This window comes from Paracoccus caeni (assembly GCF_016629665.1).
GTDB lineage: Bacteria > Pseudomonadota > Alphaproteobacteria > Rhodobacterales > Rhodobacteraceae > Paracoccus > Paracoccus caeni.
This window is the reverse complement of sequence record NZ_JAEPRQ010000003.1, coordinates 318,500-344,599: the sequence shown is the minus strand read 5'-3', so window position 1 is coordinate 344,599 and position 26,100 is coordinate 318,500. Positions and strand designations below refer to the sequence as shown.

The window sequence follows — 26,100 nt, the reverse complement described above, 5'->3', positions numbered from 1 at the left end:
GCGATGCCGCTGACGCCGCCCACCGTTGCCGATCTGAGCTATGCCGTTGTCGAACGGATGCTGCGAGAGCGGATCCCGCTGGTCGCGCCGGAATGGACCGATCATAACGACAGCGATCCCGGCATCGCGATGATCCAGCTTTTCGCGCATCTGACCGATCAGCTTGGCTATCGGCTGAACCGGGTGCCGGAAAAGACCTATATCGAGTTTCTGAAGCTGGTCGGCGTCACACTGGCCCCCGCCCGCGCCGCCGAAACCCGCATCGCCTTCACCCTGTCGAAACCGGGTGAGGCACAGGCGATGACCTTGCCCGCGGGCAGCCGGATTCGCGGCAAGGGCGCCGGCGGCACCACGCCCGTTTTCGAAACCGATGCCGAATTGTCGGTGCTTCCGGTTCAGCTTGCCGCGCTGGTGACAGCCCGCGCCGATCTTCTCAACATCAATGAGCTGCCCGATACCGGCCCCTCGGCCTCGGGCGACGATCCGGTCAGCTATGTCGATCAGCGTTTCTCGCTGGCTTGGGACGGCAAGAAGCCGAAACTGAAAGACATGCCCCTGCAGCCAGTCGCGCTGTTCGAGAAGCCGGAAGAGGTGACGCACCGGATTCTGTATCTTGGCCTTGCCTTCAACCAGATCCGGTCAGCCGGGTTTCTGGGCGCGCGGGCCGATCTGCACCTACAGATCGACGGCGATCAGCAGCCCGAAGCCGGCGCTCAGGTGCAAGCAGGCGGCAAGCCGTTCACCGTCGCCAATGCGTTCGAGGACGGCCCGCCGCTGGTCAGCTACAGCTATTTCCGCCCGCCCGCGACGGGTGAGGCGGCGGGATCGTGGCAGCCCCTGATGGTCCTGTCGGATGAAACCGATGGCTGGACGCGCTCGGGCACGATCCGGCTGGATGTCCCCGAACGTATCGGCCCGGTTCCCGTAGCGGCCTGGGCGGATGTCGAGCCCGACATGGCGCATCCGCTGATCGACCAGATCAAGACGCCGGTCGCGGATACGCCTGAGGAAGTGCCGATCAGCGGCTGGCTGCGCGTTGCTTTCGTCATTCCGCCGCAGATCCGCGTCCGCTCGCTGTCCTTCAACAGCATGACTGCGACGAACCTGCAAACGGTGACGGGGGAAAGGCTGGGGCGCGGCACCGGGCTTTCGGCGCAGACAATGTCGCTGGCCAATCCGAATGTGGCGGCGGACAGCATCCGCATCATCAGCCGTGATCCGACGCGGTCGCCGGAATATCTCGACTGGCGGCAGGTGCCGGATTTCGACGCATCCGCCCCCGGCGATCCGGTCTATGCGCTGGATGCCGAGGCCGGGCTGGTCATCTTCGGCGACGGTCTGGCCGGTCGCCCGCCCTTCGCGACCGAAGTGATGATCGCCGAGCGTTATCGCCATGGCGGCGGCCCGGACGGCAATTGCGAAACCGGCGCGGTGAAGCAGCCCGACTCGCTGCCGACCGGCATGGACGGCGCCTTCAACGTGATCCCGGCCCACGGCGGCTACCCGGCCGAGACCACCGATCAGGCCAAGCGCCGCGCACCGGGTGCCTTCCGCAGGCGCGGCCGCGCCGTCACCGATGCGGACTTCCTTGAAGCCACGCTTGAGGCTCCGGGCGTCCGTATCGCCCGCGCGACGGTCATTCCGCGCCGCCTGCCCTATCCGATGGGCCATGAAATCGACGGCCTCGATGCGTTTGGCATGGATTTCGACACCGATGTGCCCGGCGCGCTGACGGTCATCGCCGTTCCCGACCAGCCCGGCCCCTATCCGATGCCGACCACGTCAGAACTGTCGCTCGTCGCCCGACATCTGGACCGGCTGCGCCTGATCACGACCGAGGTTCACGTCGCCGCCCCCCAATATGTGCGGCTTTATGACATGACCGTCGCCGTTCGCGCCGCCCCCGGCTATTCCGAAAATGCGGTGCGCGAGGCGATCATCAACCGGCTGCGCCGCCGCTTCCATGTCCTGACCGGCGGCGCGGACGGCACCGGCTATCCCTTCGGCGCGCCCCTGCACCATTCCGATCTGATGACCGAGGTGATGACCACGCCTGGCGTCGCACGGGTCGAGGCGCTGGAAGCCTTTGTCGATGGCCGCTCACCCGAGGACGATGCCCGCGACATCCTCTGGCGGATCGAGCGGCGGTTGCCGCAGCGGTTGGTCAGTTGCCCGGTCGATGACGATGACGCCGAACATGGCAGGATCGTCCTGATGCCGGACGAAGTGGTCTTCATCGATCCCGCCGGGTTGATGGTGAATGTGGTGGGGGCGCCATGAGCGGTTCCACCCTCGCCCGCCGTCTTCGCGCCGGCCTTGATCCGAATGGCAGCTTCTGGGCCGTCCTGCGCTATCCGCAGGATTGGGCGAAGGCTGCGGGCGAAGGCGCGTCATGGGACCCGGCGCGCGGCGGTCTGATCCTTGCGCCGCAGGCCCGCCCCGAGATTGCACAGGACTGGTTGCCGCTTGCGCCGGTCAACGGGCCGGGCGGTGCGCTTTACCGCGCCGACACTGAGACGGGGCGTATCCTGCGCAAGCTGCCCTGCGATGAGGATTTCATCCCGATGCCCGGCATTGGCGGCGAAGGCTCGGCCACCGGTCGCTTCCGCGCGCCAGCCGGTCTGGCACTGGATGGTCACGGCAGGCTCTATGTCGCCGATCCCGGCAATCGGCGGGTGCAGGTGATCGATCTTGCCGAGGGTCACGTCGTCGCCGTGCTGGAGGCGGGATTGGTCCTGCCGGTTCACACAGCGATTGCGCCGGACGGCACCGTTTTCGTCGCCGATGCGGGAACCGGCGCGCTGCATGTCTTTTCCAAGCGCTTCCAACCCTGCGAACCGCTGCCCCTTAAGACATTGGACCCGCTGACCGGCACGCCTTGGGGCGATGATCCCGCGCCGCGTCCGCTGGCAGTGGCGCTGCTTGACGATGGAACACTGGCAGCCTTCGATCCGCTGAGGCCGATGCTGTGGCACATGACCCGCAACGGTCGCGCCCTGCCTGCGCTTGGCTGGTTCGACGATGCCGACCTGCCCCCCGGCTGGTCGCCCACACCGCGCCGCCACGACGCCGAGGCAACACTGCTGCTTGGCCCCATTGACGGCGGCATCCACGACCTCGCCTGGCACCGGATCGAGATCGACGCCGACCTGCCGCAAGGCACCGGGATCGCGTTGCAGACCTATGCCTCGAACGATCCGGACGACCCGCTGCGCGCCTGGGCGCCCGAAAGGCCGACGCCGTTACCGCAACTGCCGACCGACCGGGCCGAGGGCGGAATGGACCGCCTGATCCGCGCCGATGACCGGCTGTGGCCGTTGTGGCGGCTGGACCAGATGAGCCGCAGAAGCCCGGTTGTCGCAATGCTGGAAAGCGGCGGCCCGAATGGCAGCGCAAGTTTCGACCTGCCCCGCGATCTGGCCGGGCAAATGCTGCCGGGCGATGACATCCGCCTGACCACCCTTTCCGGCGATGAGATCACAGCCCGGATCGAGGCGATCAGCCCTGCCGAATGGACCGTCTCGGCCCATGGCGACCCGGCGCTGCTGGCCGCCCCCGCGAACCTTGCCCTGATCCAACGCGACGGCAGCCCGCTGCCTTACGGTCCGGTCGATCTTGGCATGATGATCCGGCCCTTGCCCGCGCTGGTGCTGACCGGCAACCCCCGTCGCGCGACGATGCCCCTGCCTGCCGCGCTTGCGGCGCTTCTGGCCGAAGGCGACGTGCTTGAACTGCGCGACGGCACGAACCGCGCCCGACTGGAACTGATCGAGCCGCTGGACGAGACCGTCACCGTTACATTGACCCAGCCGGTCGCGGGCGACTTTTCCACCTGCACCGTGACGCTGGAGGTGACACCCGGTCGGTTGCCGCTCGATCAAAGCCTGCCGCAAACCGGGCCGCTTCCGGCGGGATCGCAACTCGTTGTCGTCTCGGACGACGACAGCCTTGTGGCGACGCCGCTTTGGACGGATGCGCGGACCGGGACGATCTGGCTCAGCGAACCGCTTGCCGGGAAGGTGACGGCGGAGGACTGGACCAATGCCCGGTTCCCCGAACCTGCCGCCACGGATCGCGGTCGCTATCTGTGGCTGCGGCTGCGGATGACCGGGCGCGGTCTGCCGTCGCCGGGTCGCGTCGGTCCCTCGATCAGCGCCACCGCGTCGCCCGTCTTGCGCAGCCTGCGCATCACCGCGCCGCGCTACAGCCTGCTGCAATGGCTGCCACCGCTGTTTTCCGAACATGACATCACCGCCGAACCACCCGGCGCGAATTTCCTTGAGCGGTTCCTGTCCCTCTTCGAGGAACGCCTGACCGAGGCCGAAACCGCGCTGGACCGTATTCCGCGACAGATGAACCCCCGTGGCGCGCCCGACGAATGGCTGGCCTTCATCGCAAGCTGGCTGGATCTGGATTTCGATCCGTCATGGCCCACCGATGCCCGCCGTCAACTGGTGATCGAAGGCGCGGCCTTGCAGGCAGGCCGGGGCACGGTCGAAGCGCTCAGGCGGGCGCTGGAAATCTACACCACCCACCCGGTCGGCATTGTCGAGGCCTATCGCACCCGTCCCCCTGCCCCGATCCAGCTTGGCAAACGCGGCGCGCTTGGCGTCGCCCCGCTTGGCGGCGAGACGCAGGGCACCGATCTGGCGCATCGCTTCGCGGTCACGGTGACGCTGCCCGGACGCACGGAACGCCGCGCCGAGCTGGCTGCGGTGCGCAAGATCATCGACGATATGAAGCCCGCGCATACCGAATACACGTTGCGGCTTGGCGGCGCGGGTGCGGCGCGGATCGGCATGGGGACGCAGATCGGCGCCATCGTCATTCCGGGGCCGAAGCCCGCCGATCCCTGCTCGACGATGACAGATATCACGACATCCTGCGGCACCGCGGGCCTGATCCGTCTTGGCGGAGTGCTGGCCGCGGAACATGCCGCCGACCCACGATCGCAAGGAGGTGCCAATGTCCAAATGGCGTGACCTGAACCTGACGACCTGCGGAACGAATGCCCGATGCGACCTGCCGTCGGGATTCTACCGGGTGAACTATTTCCACGGCAAGGAAATGCGGCTTGCCGATTACGTGGACGAACAGCGCTACCATTCCGGCAAGCATCGCTTCCACAATCAGCGCCTGCACGGCACCGGCATCCTCTGCGGCCTCAAGCTGTCGGTGATGCAGCCCGAGGGTACGCTGCTGCGCGTCGGGCGCGGTGCAGCGCTTGACGATTGCGGGCGCGAGATCGTGGTGGGCTATGACCAATGCGTCGATGTCGCAGCGTGGTTCCGCCAGCAGGCCTATGAGATGCGCGATCAGGATGGCAGTCCCTGTACCCCTGACGAGACGAACCGGGTCAAACTTTGCGTCGTGATCCGCTATGCCGAATGTGGCGGCGCGCCGGAACAGGTGCCGCCTGATCCTTGCGGCGGCGGCCATGACGATTGCGGCTGTGGCTGCGGCGGGGAATGCGGCGGTGCCGATCCCTGCGGGCATCAGGCGGAATTCGGGCGCGTGACCGAGGAATTCGAGCTGCGACTTGCCTTCGCCGACGCCGCCAAGGAGATGACCTCGCAGAACCTGTTCCCGACCAGCGAGGCGATTGAGCAGGCTTTGGCGACCGGACTTGGGGTCAGTGGTCTTCTGGGCGCGCTGACGCCCGCGATCCGCGCGGCTTGTCCGCGACCGGACAGCGAATGGCTGCTGCTGGGCTGCTTCCACGTCACCGTCAAGGCCGACAAGCCGGAAGAGATCGTCGCGATAGACGATATCGACTATGGCTGCGCCACGCAGGTGCTGCTTTCGGCCGAGGTGATCCAGCATCTGCTGGCAGCGGTGATGGCCGGGACCGATCCCGATATCGGCGGCCCGCAGATCACCGGCATCCTGTTCCGTCGCCTCGACGCCGAGCGGTATCAATTCATCCTGCCGCTCAGCGCAAGGATCGACGCCAGCACGCTTGATGCCGAGGGCGATTTCGGGCTGCGGCGGCTGACCTCGAACGGCTGGCAGAACCCGGCGGGGGCGGCGCTGACCGCCAGCTATTCCGAGACCGTTTCGGGCGATGCGAACCAGGACGGACCGGCGATCTATCTGGTCATCAAAGCGGGCGACGGCTTTATCGAAAAAGACGGCAAATACCAGCTTTTCGCCATCGATAACCCCGACCCCGTCGTCGATTCCCTGCTGCGCAGGTTGCAGCCCCGGACATTCTCGTGGCGGTTCACCCTGACCGAAGAGAATCTCGGCGACGACCTGACCATGCATCCGCTGGGAGTGTAAGATCATGGCCGAAACCGAAAAAGACGGTCCCAACACCCGCACCAACACCGCGAACGATCCCCGCGAGGCTGCCGCCGAGGCGCGGATGAATGCGGGCAGCGAGATGTTGCGCCAACTCGCCATCGCCGGCGCCGCGCTTGGCGGTCGCGCGGCGATCGGGGCGCTGCGCGTCTCGGTCCCGATGCTGGAGGTCTATGCATCGACGACGCGGGAGATCGAAGAACAGCAGGCAGGCAAGCTTCCAGCCGGAAGGCTTGAACGGCTTGGCATGGCGCGGGGCGAGGCGCTGGTCGTCCGTCGCGCGGCAGGCAAGGCGTTGCTGGAATCGATTGAGATCAGTTCGCTGCTCTATCCGGTTTACGATGGCGCCCCGGTCTATCGGATGCGCGGCGATAACGAGCAAAGCAACGCGCCACAGCTTGTGCATCTGCTGGCGCTTGGCCGCGCGGCAGCAGCGATCTGGGCGCGCTGGAATGCCTCACAGGAACGCCCGGAGCCGGAAGTGCCCGAAGAGGAATTTCATCCGGCCAGCCGCACCGTCGCCTATGTCGCCACGGCTCCGGGCGAATATCGCTATCTGTCCGCCCCCCAGCAACCCGCCGAAATCAGGAGATATGCCATGCGTCAGCGCAGCCTGAACATGCCGCAACAGGCGATGCTTGCCTATTCCGGCAATCCTTCCGTTCTCGCGCCTGCCTCGATGGCAAGGGCTGGCGCGCCGGTCGCTGTCGCGGGCGCGGGACGGGCGGCGGCAGCCCGGTCGCCATCCCAAAGCGCCGCGAGACAGCATGCGGATTGCGGCTGCGGATGCGGCGGCAGTTCTGGCGGAGCGCATGATTCCTGCGGGTGTGGATGCGGCTCAGGTCATGGGCGTGCCTTCTCGCCCGCCCGCTACACCGATGACGGTCGCTGCGCCAATCTGCTGTCGATCTCGTGCGAGACGCGCTGGCGCATCCGCGAATGTTTCAAGATGTCGTTCTGCGATCTCCTGCGCTGCATGGGGAACGAGCTTTGCGACCGTGACGAGACGACAAGGCCCGATCTGGGCGCCTGCGTCGAGGATTTCATCTGTAATCTGCTGCATTGCCTGCCCGAGGCGATCTGTCCGCCAGAGGCCGCCGAACCCTGCTGCGGACCCGCGCCTGCGGATCATTCCTGCGGCTGCAGCTTTGCCGTGGGGGATTGATCATGACCCGAACCAGACATGAATTTCATCCTGTCGTGCCCGGCGCCTTCAACGGCGGCCTCAGCCGGACCGAGTTCTATGACGGCATGGTGCTTGGCGAAGCCGACATGAAGCGCGAACAGTCCTACTGGCAGATGAAGCGCCGCCTGACAAACCGGGCGCTTGGTCAGGGCGTGGTCTGGGGCCTGTCGCTGCACTGGGATGCCAAGGCGCGCAGCTTTACCCTTTGCCCCGGCTATGGCCTGTCCTGCTGCGGAGACGATCTGGTCGTCGAATGCACCGAAACCGTGGCCGAACGCGATCTGATCGATCCCTGCTCGCAGGATTTCCGTGACATTCTGAAAGCGGCGCAGGGCCCCTGCACCGATCCTTGCGACACCCGCCCCGATGCTCCGGTCGAGGCAGTGTTGATGCTGGAATATGTCGAATGCCCCGGCCTTCCCCGACAGGCCTTCGAAGATCCATGCGCCACCAAGGCCACCGGCTGCAAATACAGCGCCGTGCGCGAGACGACACGGCTGCGGCTGGTGCCACCGCCCCCACCCCCCGCACCGAAACCGATGGAGCGTTTCTGTCAGCAGATCGCGGAATTGCGGGCGATGCTGGCAGCCGAAGGCCTGCCACCACCACCTGCGCCCGCACCGGCACCCGCCGCCGATGCCGCCGCAATCGGCGCGCCCCCTGTCGCGGTCATGCTTTCGCTGGAGAACGGGTCGCAGACACTGAAGGGCGCCACCCGCGAGGAACTGGCCAGCCGCGCTGGCGCACAGGGGACCCTTTCGCTGGCGGTCAGTGACAGCCAGCCGCTGGTCTTCTCGCTGACGCCGCCGCTTGGTTACGGCTTCCTGCGGACATGGGAAAAGACCGCTCAGGGGCAGGAGACATCGCAACAGACCATCGAAACCCTGATGGAGCTTAGCTTCCGGGAAAGCGACCTGAAGGCGGGCGGCCATATGGAGCGCTACCCCTTGGTCGAGATCGCGCCCTTGGCAGGCGGGCAGTCCTACGAGATAGCCTATGCGGTCGAGGCGCGGCGCACGGCAAGTGCGGTCGAGGCCGTTATTCGCGTGGTCTCGGTCCGCAGGCTTCACAAAGTCAAAGATTGCGGCTCGCTGTTGCGGGTCTGGGCGGATCGCGCGGACCCGCTTTGCGCCACGCGGACGTTGTTACTGGCAGCGGTCTGGGGGTGGTTCAAGGGGCTGGTCGGCCCCGCCCCCTGTGCGCTGCCCAACGCTGACGGAACGGCAGAACCCGATCCGACGCGGGCGGCAATCGGCTGGATGGCGGGATGGCTGGCATGGCGCATCCTGTTCCGCATCGACATCGCGGAATCGACGCTGGCCGCCAGTGCCCAACGGTGCCTTCACAAGCTGTTTCAGGCGTGGTGTGCCGAATTCAACTACAAGGGACCGCGCTGCGACTGCCATCAGCATGGGATCATGCTGGGCAGCGTGCTGATTTCGCCCAAGGGCAAGATCATCTGCTTCGACGAATGGAAGCACCGCCGCTACGTGCTGACCGGGCCTTTGCTGACCCACTGGGCAGGGCTGTTCGGTCTTCCCTCAATCGATGCCGTGGCAACGCGACTGGCAAGCTGGATCTGCTGCGTCGCCCGCGCGCCGCTGATTCCTATCGACGCTGCCGCGGCTGCGGCGATCCGGGCGCAGCTTCTGTCGGCCGATGGCGATCTGCGTCTGGGCGGTCGCCGCAGGCTGAACATTCAGCGTCTTCTGGATGAAGGGTTGCCCTTTGGCGGTGTAGGTGTAGGTGGAGGTGGCGAGGGCGGCGCGGTGGCTCAGCCGGCACCGCCTGCAGCAGTCACGAAACAGATCGCCGACGCCAATTTCAGGGTTCTGGAGGCACGGACGGATACCGCCCCGGTGATGGCCCGCGGCCCTGCCCGCGAACTGATCCGCGAGATCGCCCCCGCCGTTGCACTGGCCGAGCTGAAGCCCTTGGGCGAAGAGGGTGCATTCGACGCCGTCATCGCCGCGATGGAGGCAGATGGCGTCAACAATGTCGATCAACTTTTCGCGCTGGACCCCGATCTTGCCGCGAAGAAGCTGCGCGCCGGACTGGTCGGCTCTCCGGGACTGGAGGATGCTGCCGCCGCCGACCGCGCGGTCGGGCAGGTCTTCACCGCAGCGCAGCGTTCGCTTGAAGCGATCGGCACCGCCGTTGTCGCCGAGGCAGAACGTCGCCCGGATGAAGAGCTGTTCACACGCTCCGATCTGCGGCAGACGGCGACGCTGGGTGCCATCCGCAAGGCGGTGAATGTGCATCTGAAGGGCACCGGGCTTAGCGCCGCCGCCGTCAGGGGCATCGCGACCCGCGTCGCCGACCGGGGCTAGATCATGCCGGGGCTGCGGGTGAAATCCCTGGCCCTTGGCCTGCGCCTGCCGGATCAGCGCCGCGATCAGGCCGGACGCCTGCAGGACGTCGTCGAACGCCGGTTCCTGCCAGCCGTCCTGCAATCGCTGCGGGCCGAGCTTGACGCCACCTATGGCTCGGACGCGGTGATCCGCATCCCCTATCTGCGCCTGCGTCTGAATGTGGGTCCGCAGAACCGCGACGCCGCCGCCTTGGCCCGTCAGCTTGGCCGCGACCTTGCGGGACAGGTGCGTGACGGCATCCGCGTCGTTCGGCCCGGAAGCCCGCAGCATGCCACCGCTGACGAAGCCCGACTGTGGCCGGATCGCGCGGCGTTTCTGGCTTCGGCAATGATCGCCGCCGTTCGTCGCGCACCCGGCCCGGATGGTCAGGTCGAGCCTGCCGCCGATACCGTCGGCGCGGTGCTTCGCGAGCCAGCAGGCACCGTGCAGGCGGTGATGAGCCATTGCGAACAGGCGAATGCGCTTGAGGATGTTCTAACCGCGCTGCCCGACGCCATGCTGCGGGAACTGGTGAAAGCAGCGGAAGGGGGGCTGGCTCCGTCAATCCGCCGACGCATCGCGGAGTATCTGGCAAGGCAGGCAAGGGAAGAACCTGAGAGCCGGGCGACGTCCAAGGAATCGCGCAAACGAACCCGATCTCAAGCGGCCACGCCCGAGCAGGCGGGCGAAGGGCCGCCCGAAGATAAGCCGATCCCTTCTTCCGAGGGAGCAAAGAAGGCAGAGCCGCAAACGCCGAAGTCCGATGCTGTCTCTCCGAACACCCCTCAACGGCGTGATCCGCTGGCATCGTCCCAACCAACCGCGCCAACCAGCCCGTCGCAACAGTCCACGACCCAAACCTCGCGCAAAGCAGCACGGACAACCCCGCCTCCGCCAGACAAGGAACCTCAGCCCTCTAACGCCCCGCATTCACCCGACAGTCCAACGGTGCCTCCCGTTCATCCCGCATCGACGGATCAGATGCAGGTTTTCGAGACCGGCTGGGGCGGCCTCGTCTATCTGCTCAATGTGGCGCTGCGATTGGGCATGCCCGAGGCGCTGTGGCGGATCGGTGTCCCCGAAGGCGAAGCGCTGGCCGAGATGCTGGCCATCGCCAGCGGCACCGATGAAGACCCCGCCGCCACCCTCCCCGCTCCGGGTTTTCCACAGCGGCCCAAACCGCAAGGCATGGTCGCAGAATGGGCTCGCGATGAGTTCTGCGAGGCGATCCTGACCGCCGTGCGAAGCCTGACCGATACGACCGATCTAAGCGTTCGGATCGAGGCGCGACGTGCCGCGCTGGCCGAAGATCAAACATGGCGGCTGACCGAATGGGCGGTTGCGGCGCTGGTCGTCACGCTGCACGATCTGCTCTCGCCAGAGCCTGCGCCATCTTTGGAAATCCCCGGTCGGATAGAGGTGACGGATACGCTGATCCGCATCTGTCTGCCGCTAGGGGCCATCGATCTTGGCCTGCGCCGCGCCGGGCTGGACGCCAATCCGGGCTACCTGCCTTGGCTCGACAGACGGGTCGAAATCGCCTTCGGCTCGGACGAAGAGGATTGGGCGCTATGAGCCGCGCCCCGCTTCAGGCGCGCGCCCAGCATCGGCCCGATACCGAACCCGCCACGCGCCGCCCGGATCGCATCGCCGACGCCCGCAATGAGGATCAGACCACCACCGAGGACGCATGGAGCGAGTTGGCGCAGATCCTGCTCCGTATGCTTGAAGCACCAATACCGCCCGAGACGGCGTTTCTTGCTAACCCGGAACGGACAGACACCGCGCGCGATCCCGCTGCCGGACCGGCAGCTATGCCCGAACCTGGCGCCCAAACGGCGACAGATGACAGCGCCGACAATCCGCTGGGCCTGCCCCGAACCGCCGCGGCTATGCCCGCAGGCGAAGAGGTCGATCTTCTGCAAGGCCGGGTGCCGGGTCTTCCGACCGGGCCGGTCGATATGCCCGCCTTTCCGCAGGGCGATCAACCTTTGCCTGACGCCACCGCTCCCGAAGCCGCGCCTGTTACCGGCAGTTCTGCCGGTGCCCCGGCAACCTTGCCCCCCAGCGGTGGCGATAGCGGCGCAGGTGCGCGCCAGATCGTGCAGCGATGGCAGGGTCAGGTCAGCGCCGCCGCTTCGGGCCTGCCGGAACCGAATGTCGAGGTGCCGCCCGAGGGAAGGTCTGCCCTGCGCCGGGCCAGTGGCGGTGCGCGAACCCGGAACGAGACCGCGCGCGACGGGCTGACCCAGGACGCGATCAACACCGTGCCAGCCGCGCCGGAGTTGGACACCACGCCGCCCGCGCCGCCACCGCCGAACCCGGTGCCGGAACATACCGCGGCGGTGCTGGCAGCCTCGGGGAAACGGCTGCCGGATCAGTCCGCGCCGGTTCTTGTCAACTCGGAGCGGCGCGATGTCGAGGGCCAGATCATCGGCGGCACCGCCCCGCCCTTGGGGGTCGAGCCGGTCGCCGACGACCTTTTTCAAGTGCTGATCACCCCCGGCGCGCGTGATCTTGCGGCGCTGCCGGGCGCTGCGGCGCCGGGGGTCGCCGAGACCACCGAGCAACGACGGGTCAGGCTGGCGCTGGAAACGCTGACCGCAACGCCGGATACGGATGACCGGCAGGGGCGCGGGCCTCAGGTCATCTCGCCCGATCTGGGACCGCTGCGGCCTGCGCCTCTTTCCGCCTCGAACCGCGCGCATGTGGGCGAACTGGTCACGCGGCTTCTGGCCAATCCGGGGGGAACCGCCGGGCAGATGATGGACGATCTGCGCCGCAATGCCTTCGCCGACGGCGTCCTGTTGCGGAACTTCCCAACCATCGGGCAGGACATGAGCGCCGATCTACAGACCGCGCTGATCTCGGAACTGCGCGAGATGGCGGATGCGGCGGGCATTGCCGGCGACGAACTGGACCGCATGGTGTCCGAGCGGCAGGAACAGCTGCGGCGCAGCGCCGAAGAGGCCGAGGAGCTTGCGACCGAGGAGGGCGACACCGCCACCGAAGAGGTCACCGACGAGGGACAACGCACCGCCGATGCCATCGAAGGTGCGGCGGATGCGGCCGAAGAGGAGACGTTGAACCGTCAGGCCGCCGTCGCGGGCGAGGCGGACCCCGAGGTGGTGAACGGGCGGCGCGACCGGATCGTCGCGTGGTTCCGCGAACATGTGACGACCGAGATCACCACCTATCAGCGTGCCTATGACCGGCGCGAGCGAGAGCTGAACAAGGCGCGCGACGACCAGCTTTCCGGCTATCGCACGCTGACGCAGCGCGAGGTTTATCAGGTGATGTCGCCTGCCGCGCCGCGTCCTGAACGCAACACGTCCGATGCGGCGCGGGAACGGCGGCTGGCGGATGTCTCGGTCCTGATGAATGCGTGGCGGGACGCACGGATCGCTGCCGTTCGCGAACATTTCCGGCTGGCTCTGGCAAGTGCCGACATCACGACCCGGACCAACCGCACGACCATTCAGGATGCCGGAAGCGCCGGGATCGAGGCGGCGCGGCAATGGGCCGAGGACAAGATCCTGTCGAACAAAAGCTGGTGGGACCGCTTCGTCGCCCGGCTGACCCGCTGGCTGGGCGAGGCGCGCAACGTCAACGAGGAATGGCGCGTCCGGCGCGGGACCGAGAACCGGGACGCCATCGCCACCGATATGGATGCCGTGCAACTGGCCTTCGACATGGTGCGCGACGGTGTGGACCTGAACGCCGAGATGCAGTCAGACCGGCTGACCGATGCACAGAAAGAGGCGATCACCGCTTATTTCCGCATGCCGCGCGGGACACATCCGCTGGACTTCGCCGAGACGCGATTGCGCCGCAACCTGACCCGCGACCATCAGCCCGGCGCGAACGCGATCTTCGAGCGCGAGTTGATCGCAACCCCGGTCGGCGCGGGCGATCACGGAACCGCCAACAAGCTGAATGATGTCGCCCGCGCCCAAAGCGGCAGCTTCAACGCCGCCTCTATCGCGCAGAACGTCCATGCGGCGATGGATCAGGTCGGCACGGATGAACGGCGCATTTTCGACAACCTGCGCGGCCTGACGGCGCTTCAGGGCGCGGTGGTGCGCAAGATGTATATGGCGATGTTTCACCGAAGCCTCGACGCCGATCTTGAAGACGAGATGAGCGGCGATGAGCTGGAACAGGCGCAGGCGCAGATCGAGGGGCAACAGTCCCGCGCCGATGCGATTGCGTTGCACGACGCCATGTCCGGGCCAGGCACCGACGAGGCCGCGATCATGCGCCTCTTGCGCAACAAGACCCCCGCCGAGGCCGAGGCGATCCGAGCAGAATATCTGCGCATGTATGGCCGCACGCTGGATGCCGATCTTAAGGACGACCTGTCAGAGGGCAACGAGATCGATCAGGCGCAGGCGCTGATCTCGGGCGATACGGCGACCGCCGATGCGATTGCGCTGGACGAGGCGATGCGTGGCGGCTTTCTGGGGCTTGGCACCTCCGAGGAAGATATCACCGAGGTGCAAAGCCGCGTCCGTTCGGAAGTGCTTGCACGGGCGCGGGCCGAGAACTGGACGCCGCAGCAGATGGAGGCAGAGGTTCGCCGCCGCCTGGGCGCGATCGAAGGCCGGTTCGAGGATCGCTATTCCGGGGTCGAACAGTATAACGAGCCCGGCCTTGGCGGCGGAACCACCCTGCGGCGCGCTTTCCGTTCGGAACTGAGCGGCGCGCAACTGGACTATGCCGACGCGCTGCAGGACAACGACATGATCCGCGCCGATGCGGCCCAGATCGAGATCGAGCGGACCTCGCTGTTCTACGCCTCGGACGAAAAGATCAACGAGGTGCTGCGGTCGCAATATGAACGCGCGCTGGAAGGGCGGCGGCTGGCCGAGGGACCGGCGCGCAACATGCGTGTCAGCCGTCTGGTCAGCGATCTGCGCGCCCAGCAACCACCGCTGAGCGAAGAGGAAATCTCGCGGCGGCGGATGGCGCTGGAACGCCAGATGGAACGAGAGCTGGAGGACGGGGCTCAGCGCGATTCCGAAGTCTCGATGCAGGAACTGGGCCGGATATACGAGAACAAGTATTTCTGGCCGCTGAGCTTCGTGGTCGAGACCAACATGACCGGCGAGGATCGGAACAAGGCCCGCAACATGCTGGATCAGGGCGGCAGGCTGGACCCGTTGCAAGAGGTCGAATACGCCACCCGCACCGAAGGCACAGACGAGGATACGTTGCGGCGGGTGCTGGGCCGGATGACCCATGCGGAACTGCGCGCCATGGCAGCGGAATGGGAGCGGCGGCATCCCGGCCGACGGTTCCGTGACATGCTGGTCGGCGAATTGTCCGGGCGGGATTCCTCGGACATTCTTGACATGTATGACTATGGCGCGCCGGAAAGCTCGCTTGAGGCCATCGCCCGCGAAGAACGCCGGGTCGAGCGCGAGACGCGGGATCTGACCGGCGTTCTGGGCGGGGCTGCGGCGGGGCGCGAGGCGGAGTGGATGAATTCCGAACTCAGCCGGTTGCAGGATCTGCGCACCGATCTGAACCGCACCGACTGGCCCGACACGCCCGAGGGTCGCGCCGACCGGGCGCGGCTGGCCGGTGAGGTCGATTTCCGCGTGAGCCGCGTCGAGGCGGCGGTCGAGGATCACCGCAGGCGGATCGACAGCGTGACCGACACCGCCACGCAGGTGGTGGGCATCGTCGTGGCCGTGGTGGTGGGGGCCATCGTCACCGTCGCGACCGCAGGCACAGCCGCCCCCGCCGTCATCGCCGCCTGGGCTGCCGTGTCAGCCTCGCTCGCGGCGACGGCGGCGACGATGGCGACCAAGGCGCTGATCAAGGGCGGGGCTTACGGGATCGAGGAAGTGGGCATCGACATCGCCGTCGGCGTGGTCGATGCGGTCGCAGCCTATTTCACCGCCGGTCTGGGCTCGCGCCTGATCGAGCCGCTGAAGGGCGTGGCGCGCGGCACCCGTCTGCCTGCCCTTGCCGCCCGGCTGGGCCGCACCGGCATGGCGCAACGGCTGGCGCAGGCCGAAGGCGGCGGGGTGCTGGCCCGGATCGGGCGCAGCGTGGTTCCGACCCGCGAGGGGGCCGAACGGGCGGTGGCGAATTTCATCGCCGAAGGGATTGGCGATGCTGCGGGTAGCCTGCCCTCGGCGCTGGTGCAGACGGCTGCGGCGGATCAGACTTGGCAGGGAGATCCGCTGAAGAATTTTCTGGAAGGCGGCGGCATGGCGATCGTGCAATCCGTCGCGATGGGCCGCACATTGGGCGCGGGCATGTCGCTGGCCGGATCGGCCTTCCATCTGGGTCGCGGCATCTGGCGCGAGGGCGGTGACATGGGTCGCCTGCTGGAACTGAACCGGCTGGTGAATGACAGCTACGGCACCTACCGCCACGACAACCCGCACGCCTCTCTGGGCGATTTCCTTGCCTCGCCCCATGGCCGCAGCCTGCAATTCGAGATCGAGCAACGCGGGCTGATGTCGGCGATGCGCGACGCCTCGCAACTTGCCGATCAGATGGCCCCTCCGCCTGCAGTGCGCGCCGATGCGGATGTCACCGCCGCCGCGACGGGCCGAAACGCGCCGTCGCCTGATGCGGTGCCGCCACGGGTCATGCCCGACGAGGCCCGCGTTCAGATGCTGCATAACGTTCTGCCGCCCAAGCTGCGCGAGGGCAGTTTCGTCACCCCCGACCCCGATCTCACCGGGCGCACGGTCCGGGTCGAGCCGCTGCGGATCGGCAAGCAGATCATCGGCGTCGATATCCGCATCGGCCCGGACGCGACGCCGTTGGATATTGCGATGCATATGGCGACGGTCGATGCGATGATAAAATATCGCGGCCTTCTGGGGGATATCCGCCGCGCTTGGCATGACATGCTGGCGCAACTGTCGGGCTCTGGCATGACCATCGGCTCGCGCGGATGGGAGGCGCAACTTGAGCTGGAGAAACTGCCGGGGCTGGTCTTTGAGCGTATGGAGGCGATGACCGGCGCAGGTCTGTCGCCGCAGGCTCAGGCCCGGATGATGAGCGATTTCGTGGCGCTGGAAACGCAGTTCCATCAGCATGAGGTGATCCTCTCCGATCCCGTCGCGCGGGCCGAACCGGGCCGGGGCTTCGTCGCCGGTGAAAGCGGACCGATGCGCCGACGTCGCGCGGATGAGGGCCTCGACGGCCTGTCGATCCTTGATGAGGCCGACATGACGCTTGCCCGGACCGAGGGCGACGATTTGGCCGTTACCCCACGCGGGCCACAGGCGATCCGGCCGCCGACAGCGGCGGAACTGTCCCAGATCGACATTGGCGAGCGTCTGAGCGGCGACACCCGCCTGCTGACCGAGGCGGGGCGCGTCGATCTTGCCCGGCGGCTGGACGCCGCGCGCCGTCATCTGGACGGCATGGCCGACGGCGATCCGGTGCCGCCACAGGTGCTGCTGATCATCGAACAGACGGCGCGGCTTTTCGATCTGGATCAGCGGTTGCTGGTCAGCCACATCACCGCCGACGGTGGCGACCCCCGCATCCACGATCTTCTGCGGCGCCCGGATCTGGCGATCGAGCCAAGCCCCGCGCCTGCGCCCGATCCTGTCGGCAACAAGGATTTCCTGACCTCGGTTCTGAACGCAATGCCGCGCGAGGATGGCGCGGCTGTTTCACGAAGCATGGACGAGATTTTCGCCGGGATCAGATCTGGCGACCCCTCGGCACAGGCGCAGCTTGACGCGCTTTCCGCCGCGCCGCGCGATTATGAGTTGCAGAATGTGTCATGGGACCAGCTAGAGGCGATGCTGCGCGGCAATCGCATCGCAAGGCCCGATGTGGTCAATCCCGATACCGGCACGCTGCGGGTGGGCGAGGGCACGATCATCGTGGACGGGCGCAGGCTGGACAGCGGTGCGCGGGCAACGGATGAGGCCGGGAACCGTCTCTTCACCTTCCGTCACGATTTCCCGCCCTATGCCAAGGCAGGCCGGGTCGTGCTGCAACTGGCCGATGGACGCATGCGCGTCTGGCGTCTGCCCGACGATACGCTGGTGCTGGAAACCGTCGCCGCGCCGGGTGTCCGGCGGCAGCATCATGAACGCTCGCAGCTTACCCATACCGAGGCGAAGATGGAGGGGCCGTTCACCGAACTTGCCCATGCGCTTGGGGCCGGTCTTGGCGCGGAAAGCGCCTTCGGTATCCGTCGCGCGCTGGTCTATGTGAACCAAGAACTGCAGGGGCGCGGGATCGAGAAATACATCGCCGCCCTGCGCGACAACGCCCCACCCGGCGTCAGCTTTGCCTACCGGATCGAGATCGGCACACAGGCGACCCAGAACCGGCTTGCCGCGGCGACCTATGCCGTCGATGCGATCATCAACGGCGAGCGGGTGCCGTTTCTGGAATTCGGCATTCGCACCGCGCCGCTGCCCGCAGATGTCGAGCCGGGTTCGGTCGCGGCCTCACGGCTGATCACCATCGACCCGGTCGAGCCTGCGGCTGTGGCGATGCTTCGCCCGGAAATGCGCCAGTTCCTTGACGTGATCCGCAACATCGTCCCACCGCCCGACAGCATCACCCGACGTGATCTGCTGCCCTCGGCCACCTTGACGCAGCGCCAGACCGCCTTGCGTGAGGCCAGTCCCGAACAGGTCAGGAACGCCGCCGCCCGCGACCCGCGCCTGCAGCTTGTCGAGGTCCCGCCCGTCGGCAGCTATGACCAGACCGAGTTCCTGCGCGAGGTGCAAAGCGCCATCTTTCGCCGCGATCACAAGGAGGTCGTCATCGTCGATCTGCGCGACACCCAGTTGAGCACGGCGCAAATCGCCGCGCTGCGGGCTGCGCTGATGCCGCTTGTCTTCATTCGTTCCGGCGCCGATCTTGTGCTGGTCGAAGACATCCCCGCCGCCGCGCCATGACAGCCAGCCACAACATCACCAAAACGCAGGTTCTTGGCCGCATCCCGATAGCGGTGGCAGAGGCCGCGCTGACAGCAGGCGGGCTTCCGGTAACGTGGCGCGATCCGGGCGATCCAGACAAGCTGGCCTTTCAGGGGAAATCCGCGCCCGTCTGGTTGATCCGCGATCTCGCCACGGGCAATCTGACCCTGACAGGCGCACCAGAGGATTTGCCGAAAGACTTGCCGCGCCCCTCGGTCGCCGAGATTATTGGATTGCTTCTGTGCAACGACCCGGTCGAAAATCTTGCTGGTCTGCAAGCCGCCGAAGGCCGCGAAGAGGCTGATTTGCTGACGCCGATTGTCGCGCTGTCGGCCTCGGCCGATCCGGTCATTTCGGACCGCGCGCGCGAAGTTCTGACCCTGAATGCGGTCGCCGTCACCCTGCTGGCACGATCCGATGCGGCGGCTGCGCTGTTTTCGCTGCCGGGCTGGCGGCGGGAAAAGCTGCAGATCATGCGCTGGTGGATGCAGGAGCCGCCCAGCGATCCCGGCACGGTCGAGGCCGCGATTGACCGGGCACTGACGGACCCGGACTGGGAAATCGCCGTTACCGCGATGCTCGCGGCGGGGCGGTTGCGTCTGTCGCGCCTTTCCTCTCGCGTGCGCCGCCTGACGCTGCCGGACCGCACGCAGCAGGGCGTGGCACCGGCCGAGGCACGCCTGCTGCTTGCCTTGCGGGACGCCTGCCTGCGCCGTCTGGGACAGCCTGTCGGCAAGGCCTCTCCGCCCGGTATCGCCGAGCTGCTGGAGGGTGATCCCGACCACCTGCCGCCTGACTTCCGCGATTTTGCCGCCGCGCTGCTACTGCCGCTGCCCGTCGGCACCGCCCCGCCCGAGGTTGAGGGGATTTTGTCGGGCGCCGGGGGGCCAAGGCTTGCCGATGGCAGATTGCTTTGCTGGGTGCCGCCGGGCGTCTATCGCCTGGGCACGCCCTATCCGCTGCGCCACAGCCTGCCCAATCCGCGGCATCTGTTCCGGCTGTCGCAAGGCTTCTTCATCGATGCCGAGCCACGCCCCGCTGCTCCCTTGTCCACCGCCATCGAGAACGCGGCAGAGATCGCCCGTACCCTGTCGCACAGGGTCGCCCTGCCGTCACCGGCCATGTGGGAGGCGGCCATGCGTGGGGCGGACGGTCGGCGGTTCCCTTGGGGTACGAATGCAGCGATGCGGATGGATCAGTCGCCGTTCGGACTGACCGGGATGCTGGGTGGACCGGGCGAATGGCTGGCCGCCGAAGATGGTGTGACTGCGATATGGGCAGGCGGAAAGGACGGGCCCATCCCGGCTCATCATTTTGTCTCACGCGGTTCAGAATCTCGCGCCTATCGTTATGTATTCATGATACAAGTGTTGCGAAGGTCAGATTCGATATGTCTTTGAAGGTTGCCCGGAGACGTCAGCTCCATGACCCCTTTCTCGTTACTGCTATGTATAGAAAATAGGATCTACAGCGAAGGATTGCAGCGGATATTGAGCGAGCGGACCGAAATCCGCTCGTTCACCGTTTGCAGCCGGACAGAGGATATTGCCTCGATCCCTGCCGATCAGATCGATGCGATTCTGGTGGATATTCGCCACGACACCCGTGGCGACGCGGCGGGCGGTGTGCGATCCGCCTTCGACGCCTCTTGCGGGCGGCCGGTCATCGCCCTTGGGTTGGACAGCGACGATTGCGCCTTGCTGGCTTCGGTCGAGGCGGGGGCGGCGGGTTGCGTCACCTGCGAACAATCCATTGACGATCTGGTGGCGATTGTCCGCGCCGCGATCAGTGGCGAACTTGCCTGCCCGCCGCGCATTGGCCGGATGATTCAGACACGCCTGCTGGAACTGTCACAGACCCGGCAAGAGACCGAACGTCTGGCACAACTGTCACAGCGCGAGCATCACGTTCTGTCGCTGCTGTCCAACCGTCAGTCGAACAAGCAGATCGCCCGAGAGCTTGGATTGGAGATTTCGACGATCAAGAACCACGTTCACAATATCATCGTAAAGCTGAACGTCCGCAATCGCACCGAGGCGGCTGAGGTCATGCGCGGCGCGCAATGACCCCGGCTTGCTAGACGCTACCCCCTGACGCCACCCGCAAACATCGGCCCGCCACGCCAGCGTGGAAAGCCGTAGCCGTGGATTTCGACCAGATCGATCTCGGCTGAACTGCGCGCGATCCCCTCAGCAAGGATCGCCTGCCCTTCGGCGGTCATGGCACCAACCAGATGCGACGAGATGGCATCGGCATCCATGGCCGGGCCAGCCTCGATCCGGTCGGCCAGAAGGGCATCGACCGTTGCGGAGGGTCGGGGGTGACGATCGCCGTCCTCGTAGTCATACCAGCCGCCGCCGGTCTTCTGCCCTTTGCGTCCCTTGTGCACCAGAATGTCGCCCAGCGTCTCCGGCACCTCTGCACCCGCCTTGCGCGCGGCTTCACGCTGCAGATAGGCGATATCAAGCCCGCCCAGATCCTGCGCCTCGAACGGACCCATGGCGAAACCATAGGCCCGCATGGCCGCATCCACCTGCGCCACCGGGATTCCCCGGCGCAGCAGCGCCTCGGCCTCGGCCCGATAGCGTTTCAAGATACGGTTGCCGATGAAGCCCTCGCAAATGCCAGCCTGAACCGGGATTTTGCGAAGCAGGCGGGCCAGCGCGAAGCCTGTGGCAAGCGTCTCATCGGAGGTTTCGGGGATCGGCACGATCTCCATCAGCTTCATCACATTGGCGGGGCTGAAGAAATGCAGCCCGATGAAGCGGTCGGGGCCGGGCAGCCCTTCGGCGATCAGGCGCGGATCGAGATATGAGGTATTCGTCGCCAGAATGGCATCGGGACGGCAGGCGGTCACTAGGCGGGCGAAAACGGCGCGCTTGACCTCGATCTCCTCGAACACGGCTTCGATGACGAGATCGGCATCGGCCAGTTCCGCATAATCGGCGGTCGCCGTCACCCCGGCCAGATGTTCGGTCGCTGCGGCTTCGGACAGACGCCCGCGCTTAACCGCCCCGGCGAAGATCCCGCGCAGATTGGCGAGCCCTTTGGCAACGGCCTTGTCGTCCTGCTCGATCAGCACCACCGGCAGTCCGGCATCGCGCAGGGCGGCGGTGATGCCCGCGCCCATGGTGCCGCCGCCGATTACGCCGACCTTTTTGAGCCCGCGCGGTTCCACATCCTTCAGATGCGCGGGCCGGGGTGCGGCGCGTTCGGCAAAGAATACCGCCCGCAAAGCCGCTGCCTGATCGGAATCGCGCAGTTCAAGGAAGGTTTTCCGCTCATAGGCCAGCGCCTCGGCAAAGGGGCTTTCACTGGCTTTGCGAAGACAGTCCAACGCCCGCAGCGGTGCCTCGGCCCCCTTTGCGGCCTTGGTGACGGCTTTCGCCGTCTCGGCCCAGAACGTCTCATCCGGTGCTTCGATTTGGCGCGCGGAGACCGGCGGCGGCAAATCGCGGCTCAATGCGTCGCGGGCGAACGCGACTGCATTTGCCTGCAGATCGCCCTCGAACACCGCATCGATGAGGCCCATCGTCAGCGCCTTCGCGGCCTTCACCGGCTTGCCCGATGTGACCAGCGAAACAGCGGACTCGACCCCGGCAAGCCTTGGGGTGCGGACGGTGCCGGACGCACCCGGCACGATGCCAAGGTTAACTTCGGGCAGACCGACCGAGGCTGTGGAGACCGCAACTCGGAAGCGGCAGCCCATCGCCACCTCGAACCCGCCACCAAGGGCAGAGCCGTGGATGGCGGCGGTCCAGGGCTTTTGCGCGGCTTCGATATGATCGACCAGATCGGGCAGATGCGGCGGCTGCGGCGGTTGGCCGAATTCGCGCACATCGGCACCGGCGATGAAGGTCCGACCGGCGCAGATCAACACCACCGCCCGCACCTGCGGATCGGCGTCCAACTGGTCAACCGCGTCCCACAAGGCTTGGCGCACCGCATGCGACAGCGCATTGACCGGCGGATTATCCACCGAAACGACGGCGATTTCCGCGTCTCGGGCAATGGTGACAGGCATGTTCAAATCCCCAGATAGGCTTCGCGGATGCGCGGATCGGCGATCAGGTCATCGGCGGCACCCGACATGATGATACGCCCGGTTTCCATGACATAGCCCCGGTCGGCAATCTTCAATGCCCCGAAAGCATTCTGTTCGACCAGCAGAACCGTGACGCCCAGCGATTTTAACCCGCTGACCACATCGAAAATCTGCTGCACGATGATCGGGGCTAGGCCCATCGACGGCTCGTCCAGCAGCAGACAGGACGGACGCCCCATCAGCGCGCGGGCCATGGCCAGCATCTGTTGCTGCCCACCCGACAGACCGCCCGCCGACAGGTTGCGCTTGTCGCGCAGGATCGGGAACATCTGGAAGGCGTCCTCCATATCCGTCGCCACCCGGTCGTCGTGGTAAAGAAACGCGCCCAGCCGCAGGTTTTCCTCGACCGTCAGATTGGTGAAGATCTGCCGCCCCTCGGGCGATTGGGTCAGACCGCGGGCCGGGCGGCGATGCGCAGGGACGCCCTTCAGCGTCTCTCCCTTGAAGCTGATCGACCCGCCCGAGACCGGCTGCACCCCTGACAGACAGCGCAGAAGCGTCGTCTTGCCCGCGCCGTTTGCGCCGACGACGGTCACGATCTCGCCAGCCTCGACGGTCAGGTCGATGCCGTGCAGCACCTCGATCCGGCCATAGCGCGACCGCAAGCCCTCAACCTTCAGCATCGGCGGCCTCCGTTCCCAGATAGGCGGCGATCACCGCCGGGTCGCGGCTGATTTTGGCCGGATCGCCCTCGGCAATCTTCTGGCCGTGGTCCAGCACGACGACATGGTTGGAAATCCGCATCACCATCTTCATGTCATGCTCGACCAGCAGGATCGCCACGCCCGACCGGGCCACCTCGGCGATCAGGTGGTCGATCTCTTCGGTTTCGACCGCATTGCAACCCGCCGCAGGTTCGTCCAGCAGCAGGATGCGCGGCGACAAGGCAAGGGCGCGGGCGATCTCCAGCCGTTTCAGCGCGCCGTATGACAGGTTCCCCGCCTCGCGCCCGGCCGCCTTGTCCAACCCGACGCGGGCCAGAAGCTCTATCGCGCCCGATGCCGCCTCGGCGGCGCGGCGGCGGGATGAGGGCAGGTTGAAAAGATCGGCCAGAACCGGGCCACGCTCTTTCAGGTGAAAGCCCGCCATGACGTTTTCCAGCACCGTCATCGACTGAAAGATCTGCAAATTCTGAAAGGTCCGCGACAGGCCGCGCGCCGCCAGCAGATGCGGCTCCATCCCCGTCACATCCTCGCCGTTCAGCGTGACCCGGCCCCGCCCCGGCAGATAGACCCCAGAGATCATGTTGAAAAGCGTGGTCTTGCCAGCACCATTCGGCCCGATGATCGACACGATCTCGCCCGGACGAACGGCAAAGCCCACCTCATCCACCGCCTTCAGCCCGCCAAAGCTGATGCCCAGCCCTTCGACCGTCAGAAGCGCGCTCATTCGTCACCCCTCCGAAAGCGGCGCAGGATCGAGGGCAGCAGCCCCTGCGGCAGGAAGATCATCACCAGCATCATCACCAGGCCCAGCACCATCTGTTCATATTCGGCAAAGACCGTCAGCACCTGCGGCAACAGCGTCAGCACCGCCGCGCCGAAGATTGCGCCAAGGACCGAGCCAACGCCGCCCAGAACCGCCATCGTCACCATCTCGATCGAGTGCATGAAGCCTGCCACGTCCGGGGTGATGAACTTGTTCTGCAACGCCAGAAGCGAGCCCGAGACCGAGGCATAGACCGCCGAGATCACGAAAGCCTGCAATTTCAGCCGGGTTACATCGACGCCCACGGTCCGCGCCGCGACCTCTGACCCGTGCAGCGCCCGCAAGGCCCGCCCCGAGGGGCTGTTGAACAGGTTCAGCGCCAGCCACGCGCCGATGATCACGGCGATGCCGCAGAACCAATACCAGAACTGCCCGTTGGTCAGGTCCAGCCCGGCATCTTTCAACAGACCGCGCAGACCAAGATCGGGCACTTCCATCCCGTCCGGGCCGCCGGTCAGTTGCCGTTCGTTGTTCAGGACCATCGAAATCAGGATGCCAAAGCCAAGCGTCGCCACGCCAAGGTAATACCCCTTCAGCCGCAGGATCGGACGCCCGACCAGAAAGGCCATCAGCCCGGAAATGACCGCGCCAAGCACCATTGCCAGCCCCGGATGCAGCCCAAGATGCACCGGCGCCAGCGCGCAGGCATAGGCGCCGATCCCGGCAAAGCCCGCATGACCCAGACTGATCTGGCCCGCATAGCCGGTCAGGATGACAATGCCGGTTACCGCAATGGCATTGACGAAGATCAGCGCGCCGACGCGATAGTAATAGCCCGACGGAAACAGCAGCGGCGACAGCGCGATCAGCAGGACCAGAACCAGCAGCGTCGCGGTTTTCGGTGACAGTTTCATGGTCACACCCGCTCGGTCGATTTGCGGCCGAACAGGCCCTGCGGCATGAAGAACAGCACCAGCAAGATCACGACAAAGGCAGCGGCATCCTTGTATTGCGAGGACAGATAGCCCGCCGTCATCGATTCAAGCAGCCCCAGCAGCAGGCCGCCAACCAGCGCGCCCTTGGGGTTGCCCATTCCGCCCAGCATGGCGGCGGCAAAGCCCTTCAGCGCCAGCGCCAGCCCGACATCATAAGAGGTCAGCGTGATCGGCGTCACCAGCACCCCGGCCAGCGCGCCGATGCCTGCCGACAGCGCGAATGACAGCGTCATCACGAAGCGGGTGTTGATCCCCACCAGTTGCGCCGCCAGCCGGTTGTTCGACGTGGCCAGCACCGCCCGCCCGGTCAGCGTGCGGGTGAAGAACAGCCACAGCCCGATGAACACGACCACCGCGCCACCGATCACCCACAGGCTTTGCGGCAGGATGGTCGCGCCCATGATACGTATCGGCGCATCGCCGGAAAATGCGGGGAATGTGTGGATTTGCTTGCCCAGCAGCAGTTGCGTCCCGCCCCGGATAAAGATCGAGGCACCGATGGTGATGATGATCAGCGACACGACCGGCGCACCGCGCGCAGGCTCGATCGCCAGCTTGTTCATCGCCACGCCGATAGCCGCCGTCGCCACGATGGCGATCACGGCGGCCAGAGGCAGCGGAACCCCCGCAGCATAGGCCGCCACGGTGATCATGCCGCCCAGCATGACGAATTCGCCCTGCGCGAAGTTCACCACATCCGAGGCGTTGTAGATGATGGTGAAACCAAGCGCGACCAGCGCATAGACCGCGCCAACCGTCACCCCCGAGAACAGGAATTGCAGCAGTTCCGGCATCGATATCTCCGGCTGAGGGG

Annotated in this window: 14 protein-coding genes; 9 read left to right on the top strand and 5 right to left on the bottom strand. The window is 66.3% G+C overall.

From position 1 onward, the window contains the following. Positions 1–3: 3 nt before the first annotated feature. The 9 genes from JJJ17_RS11180 to JJJ17_RS11140 all read left to right on the top strand — a co-directional run bounded on the left by JJJ17_RS11180 (position 4) and on the right by JJJ17_RS11140 (position 20,824). On the top strand, positions 4–2,280 hold the full coding sequence (locus JJJ17_RS11180; RefSeq protein ID WP_200686381.1) for a putative baseplate assembly protein: 2,277 nt from the start codon (positions 4–6) through the stop codon (positions 2,278–2,280). Next, positions 2,277–4,982, top strand: a complete 2,706-nt coding sequence (locus JJJ17_RS11175; RefSeq protein WP_200686379.1) for a phage tail protein — start codon at positions 2,277–2,279, stop codon at positions 4,980–4,982. Before JJJ17_RS11180 ends, JJJ17_RS11175 begins: the two co-directional genes overlap by 4 nt. Next, positions 4,966–6,282, top strand: a complete 1,317-nt coding sequence (locus tag JJJ17_RS11170; protein ID WP_200686377.1) for a hypothetical protein — start codon at positions 4,966–4,968, stop codon at positions 6,280–6,282. Before JJJ17_RS11175 ends, JJJ17_RS11170 begins: the two co-directional genes overlap by 17 nt. A 4-nt stretch (positions 6,283–6,286) precedes the next feature. Next, positions 6,287–7,468, top strand: coding sequence for a hypothetical protein (locus JJJ17_RS11165; RefSeq protein ID WP_200686375.1), 1,182 nt, complete (start codon positions 6,287–6,289; stop codon positions 7,466–7,468). Between the two features lie 2 nt (positions 7,469–7,470). Beyond that, positions 7,471–9,819, top strand: coding sequence for a hypothetical protein (locus JJJ17_RS11160; protein WP_200686373.1), 2,349 nt, complete (start codon positions 7,471–7,473; stop codon positions 9,817–9,819). A gap of 18 nt (positions 9,820–9,837) precedes the next feature. Beyond that, a complete protein-coding gene (locus JJJ17_RS11155; RefSeq protein WP_200686371.1) occupies positions 9,838–11,415 on the top strand; it encodes a contractile injection system tape measure protein in 1,578 nt (525 codons plus the stop codon). Next, positions 11,412–18,737, top strand: a complete 7,326-nt coding sequence (locus JJJ17_RS11150) for a hypothetical protein (RefSeq protein WP_200686370.1) — start codon at positions 11,412–11,414, stop codon at positions 18,735–18,737. The genes JJJ17_RS11155 and JJJ17_RS11150 overlap by 4 nt, the downstream gene beginning before the upstream one ends. After that, entirely contained in the window at positions 18,734–20,158 is a 1,425-nt protein-coding gene (locus tag JJJ17_RS11145) for a hypothetical protein (RefSeq protein WP_200686368.1), read from the top strand. The genes JJJ17_RS11150 and JJJ17_RS11145 overlap by 4 nt, the downstream gene beginning before the upstream one ends. Positions 20,159–20,248: 90 nt before the next feature. Beyond that, complete coding sequence (locus tag JJJ17_RS11140; RefSeq protein WP_200686366.1) at positions 20,249–20,824, top strand: helix-turn-helix transcriptional regulator; 576 nt, start codon at positions 20,249–20,251, stop codon at positions 20,822–20,824. Positions 20,825–20,841: 17 nt separating this feature from the next. Here the strand turns inward: JJJ17_RS11140 and JJJ17_RS11135 are convergent, their stop codons facing one another. From JJJ17_RS11135 to JJJ17_RS11115, 5 genes are read right to left on the bottom strand one after another with little or no spacing between them, the layout of a single operon-like run. Then, a complete protein-coding gene (locus JJJ17_RS11135) occupies positions 20,842–22,782 on the bottom strand; it encodes a 3-hydroxyacyl-CoA dehydrogenase NAD-binding domain-containing protein (RefSeq protein ID WP_200686364.1) in 1,941 nt (646 codons plus the stop codon). Between the two features lie 2 nt (positions 22,783–22,784). After that, positions 22,785–23,486: an ABC transporter ATP-binding protein gene (locus JJJ17_RS11130; protein ID WP_200686363.1), complete on the bottom strand. Its 702-nt coding sequence runs from the start codon at positions 23,484–23,486 to the stop codon at positions 22,785–22,787. Beyond that, positions 23,473–24,252: an ABC transporter ATP-binding protein gene (locus JJJ17_RS11125; protein ID WP_200686361.1), complete on the bottom strand. Its 780-nt coding sequence runs from the start codon at positions 24,250–24,252 to the stop codon at positions 23,473–23,475. The genes JJJ17_RS11130 and JJJ17_RS11125 overlap by 14 nt, the downstream gene beginning before the upstream one ends. Further along, positions 24,249–25,205, bottom strand: coding sequence for a branched-chain amino acid ABC transporter permease (locus tag JJJ17_RS11120; protein WP_200686359.1), 957 nt, complete (start codon positions 25,203–25,205; stop codon positions 24,249–24,251). The genes JJJ17_RS11125 and JJJ17_RS11120 overlap by 4 nt, the downstream gene beginning before the upstream one ends. A gap of 2 nt (positions 25,206–25,207) precedes the next feature. Beyond that, positions 25,208–26,080: a branched-chain amino acid ABC transporter permease gene (locus JJJ17_RS11115; RefSeq protein ID WP_200686357.1), complete on the bottom strand. Its 873-nt coding sequence runs from the start codon at positions 26,078–26,080 to the stop codon at positions 25,208–25,210. Positions 26,081–26,100: the final 20 nt, after the last annotated feature.

Coding starts and splice junctions, on each gene's coding strand:
- JJJ17_RS11120 (WP_200686359.1), bottom strand. CDS start 25,205: ATGAAACTGTCACCGAAAACCGCGACGCTGCTGGTTCTGGTCCTGCTG.
- JJJ17_RS11135 (WP_200686364.1), bottom strand. CDS start 22,782: ATGCCTGTCACCATTGCCCGAGACGCGGAAATCGCCGTCGTTTCGGTG.
- JJJ17_RS11115 (WP_200686357.1), bottom strand. CDS start 26,080: ATGCCGGAACTGCTGCAATTCCTGTTCTCGGGGGTGACGGTTGGCGCG.
- JJJ17_RS11145 (WP_200686368.1), top strand. CDS start 18,734: ATGACAGCCAGCCACAACATCACCAAAACGCAGGTTCTTGGCCGCATC.
- JJJ17_RS11180 (WP_200686381.1), top strand. CDS start 4: ATGCCGCTGACGCCGCCCACCGTTGCCGATCTGAGCTATGCCGTTGTC.
- JJJ17_RS11170 (WP_200686377.1), top strand. CDS start 4,966: ATGTCCAAATGGCGTGACCTGAACCTGACGACCTGCGGAACGAATGCC.
- JJJ17_RS11160 (WP_200686373.1), top strand. CDS start 7,471: ATGACCCGAACCAGACATGAATTTCATCCTGTCGTGCCCGGCGCCTTC.
- JJJ17_RS11130 (WP_200686363.1), bottom strand. CDS start 23,486: ATGCTGAAGGTTGAGGGCTTGCGGTCGCGCTATGGCCGGATCGAGGTG.
- JJJ17_RS11125 (WP_200686361.1), bottom strand. CDS start 24,252: ATGAGCGCGCTTCTGACGGTCGAAGGGCTGGGCATCAGCTTTGGCGGG.
- JJJ17_RS11150 (WP_200686370.1), top strand. CDS start 11,412: ATGAGCCGCGCCCCGCTTCAGGCGCGCGCCCAGCATCGGCCCGATACC.
- JJJ17_RS11175 (WP_200686379.1), top strand. CDS start 2,277: ATGAGCGGTTCCACCCTCGCCCGCCGTCTTCGCGCCGGCCTTGATCCG.
- JJJ17_RS11165 (WP_200686375.1), top strand. CDS start 6,287: ATGGCCGAAACCGAAAAAGACGGTCCCAACACCCGCACCAACACCGCG.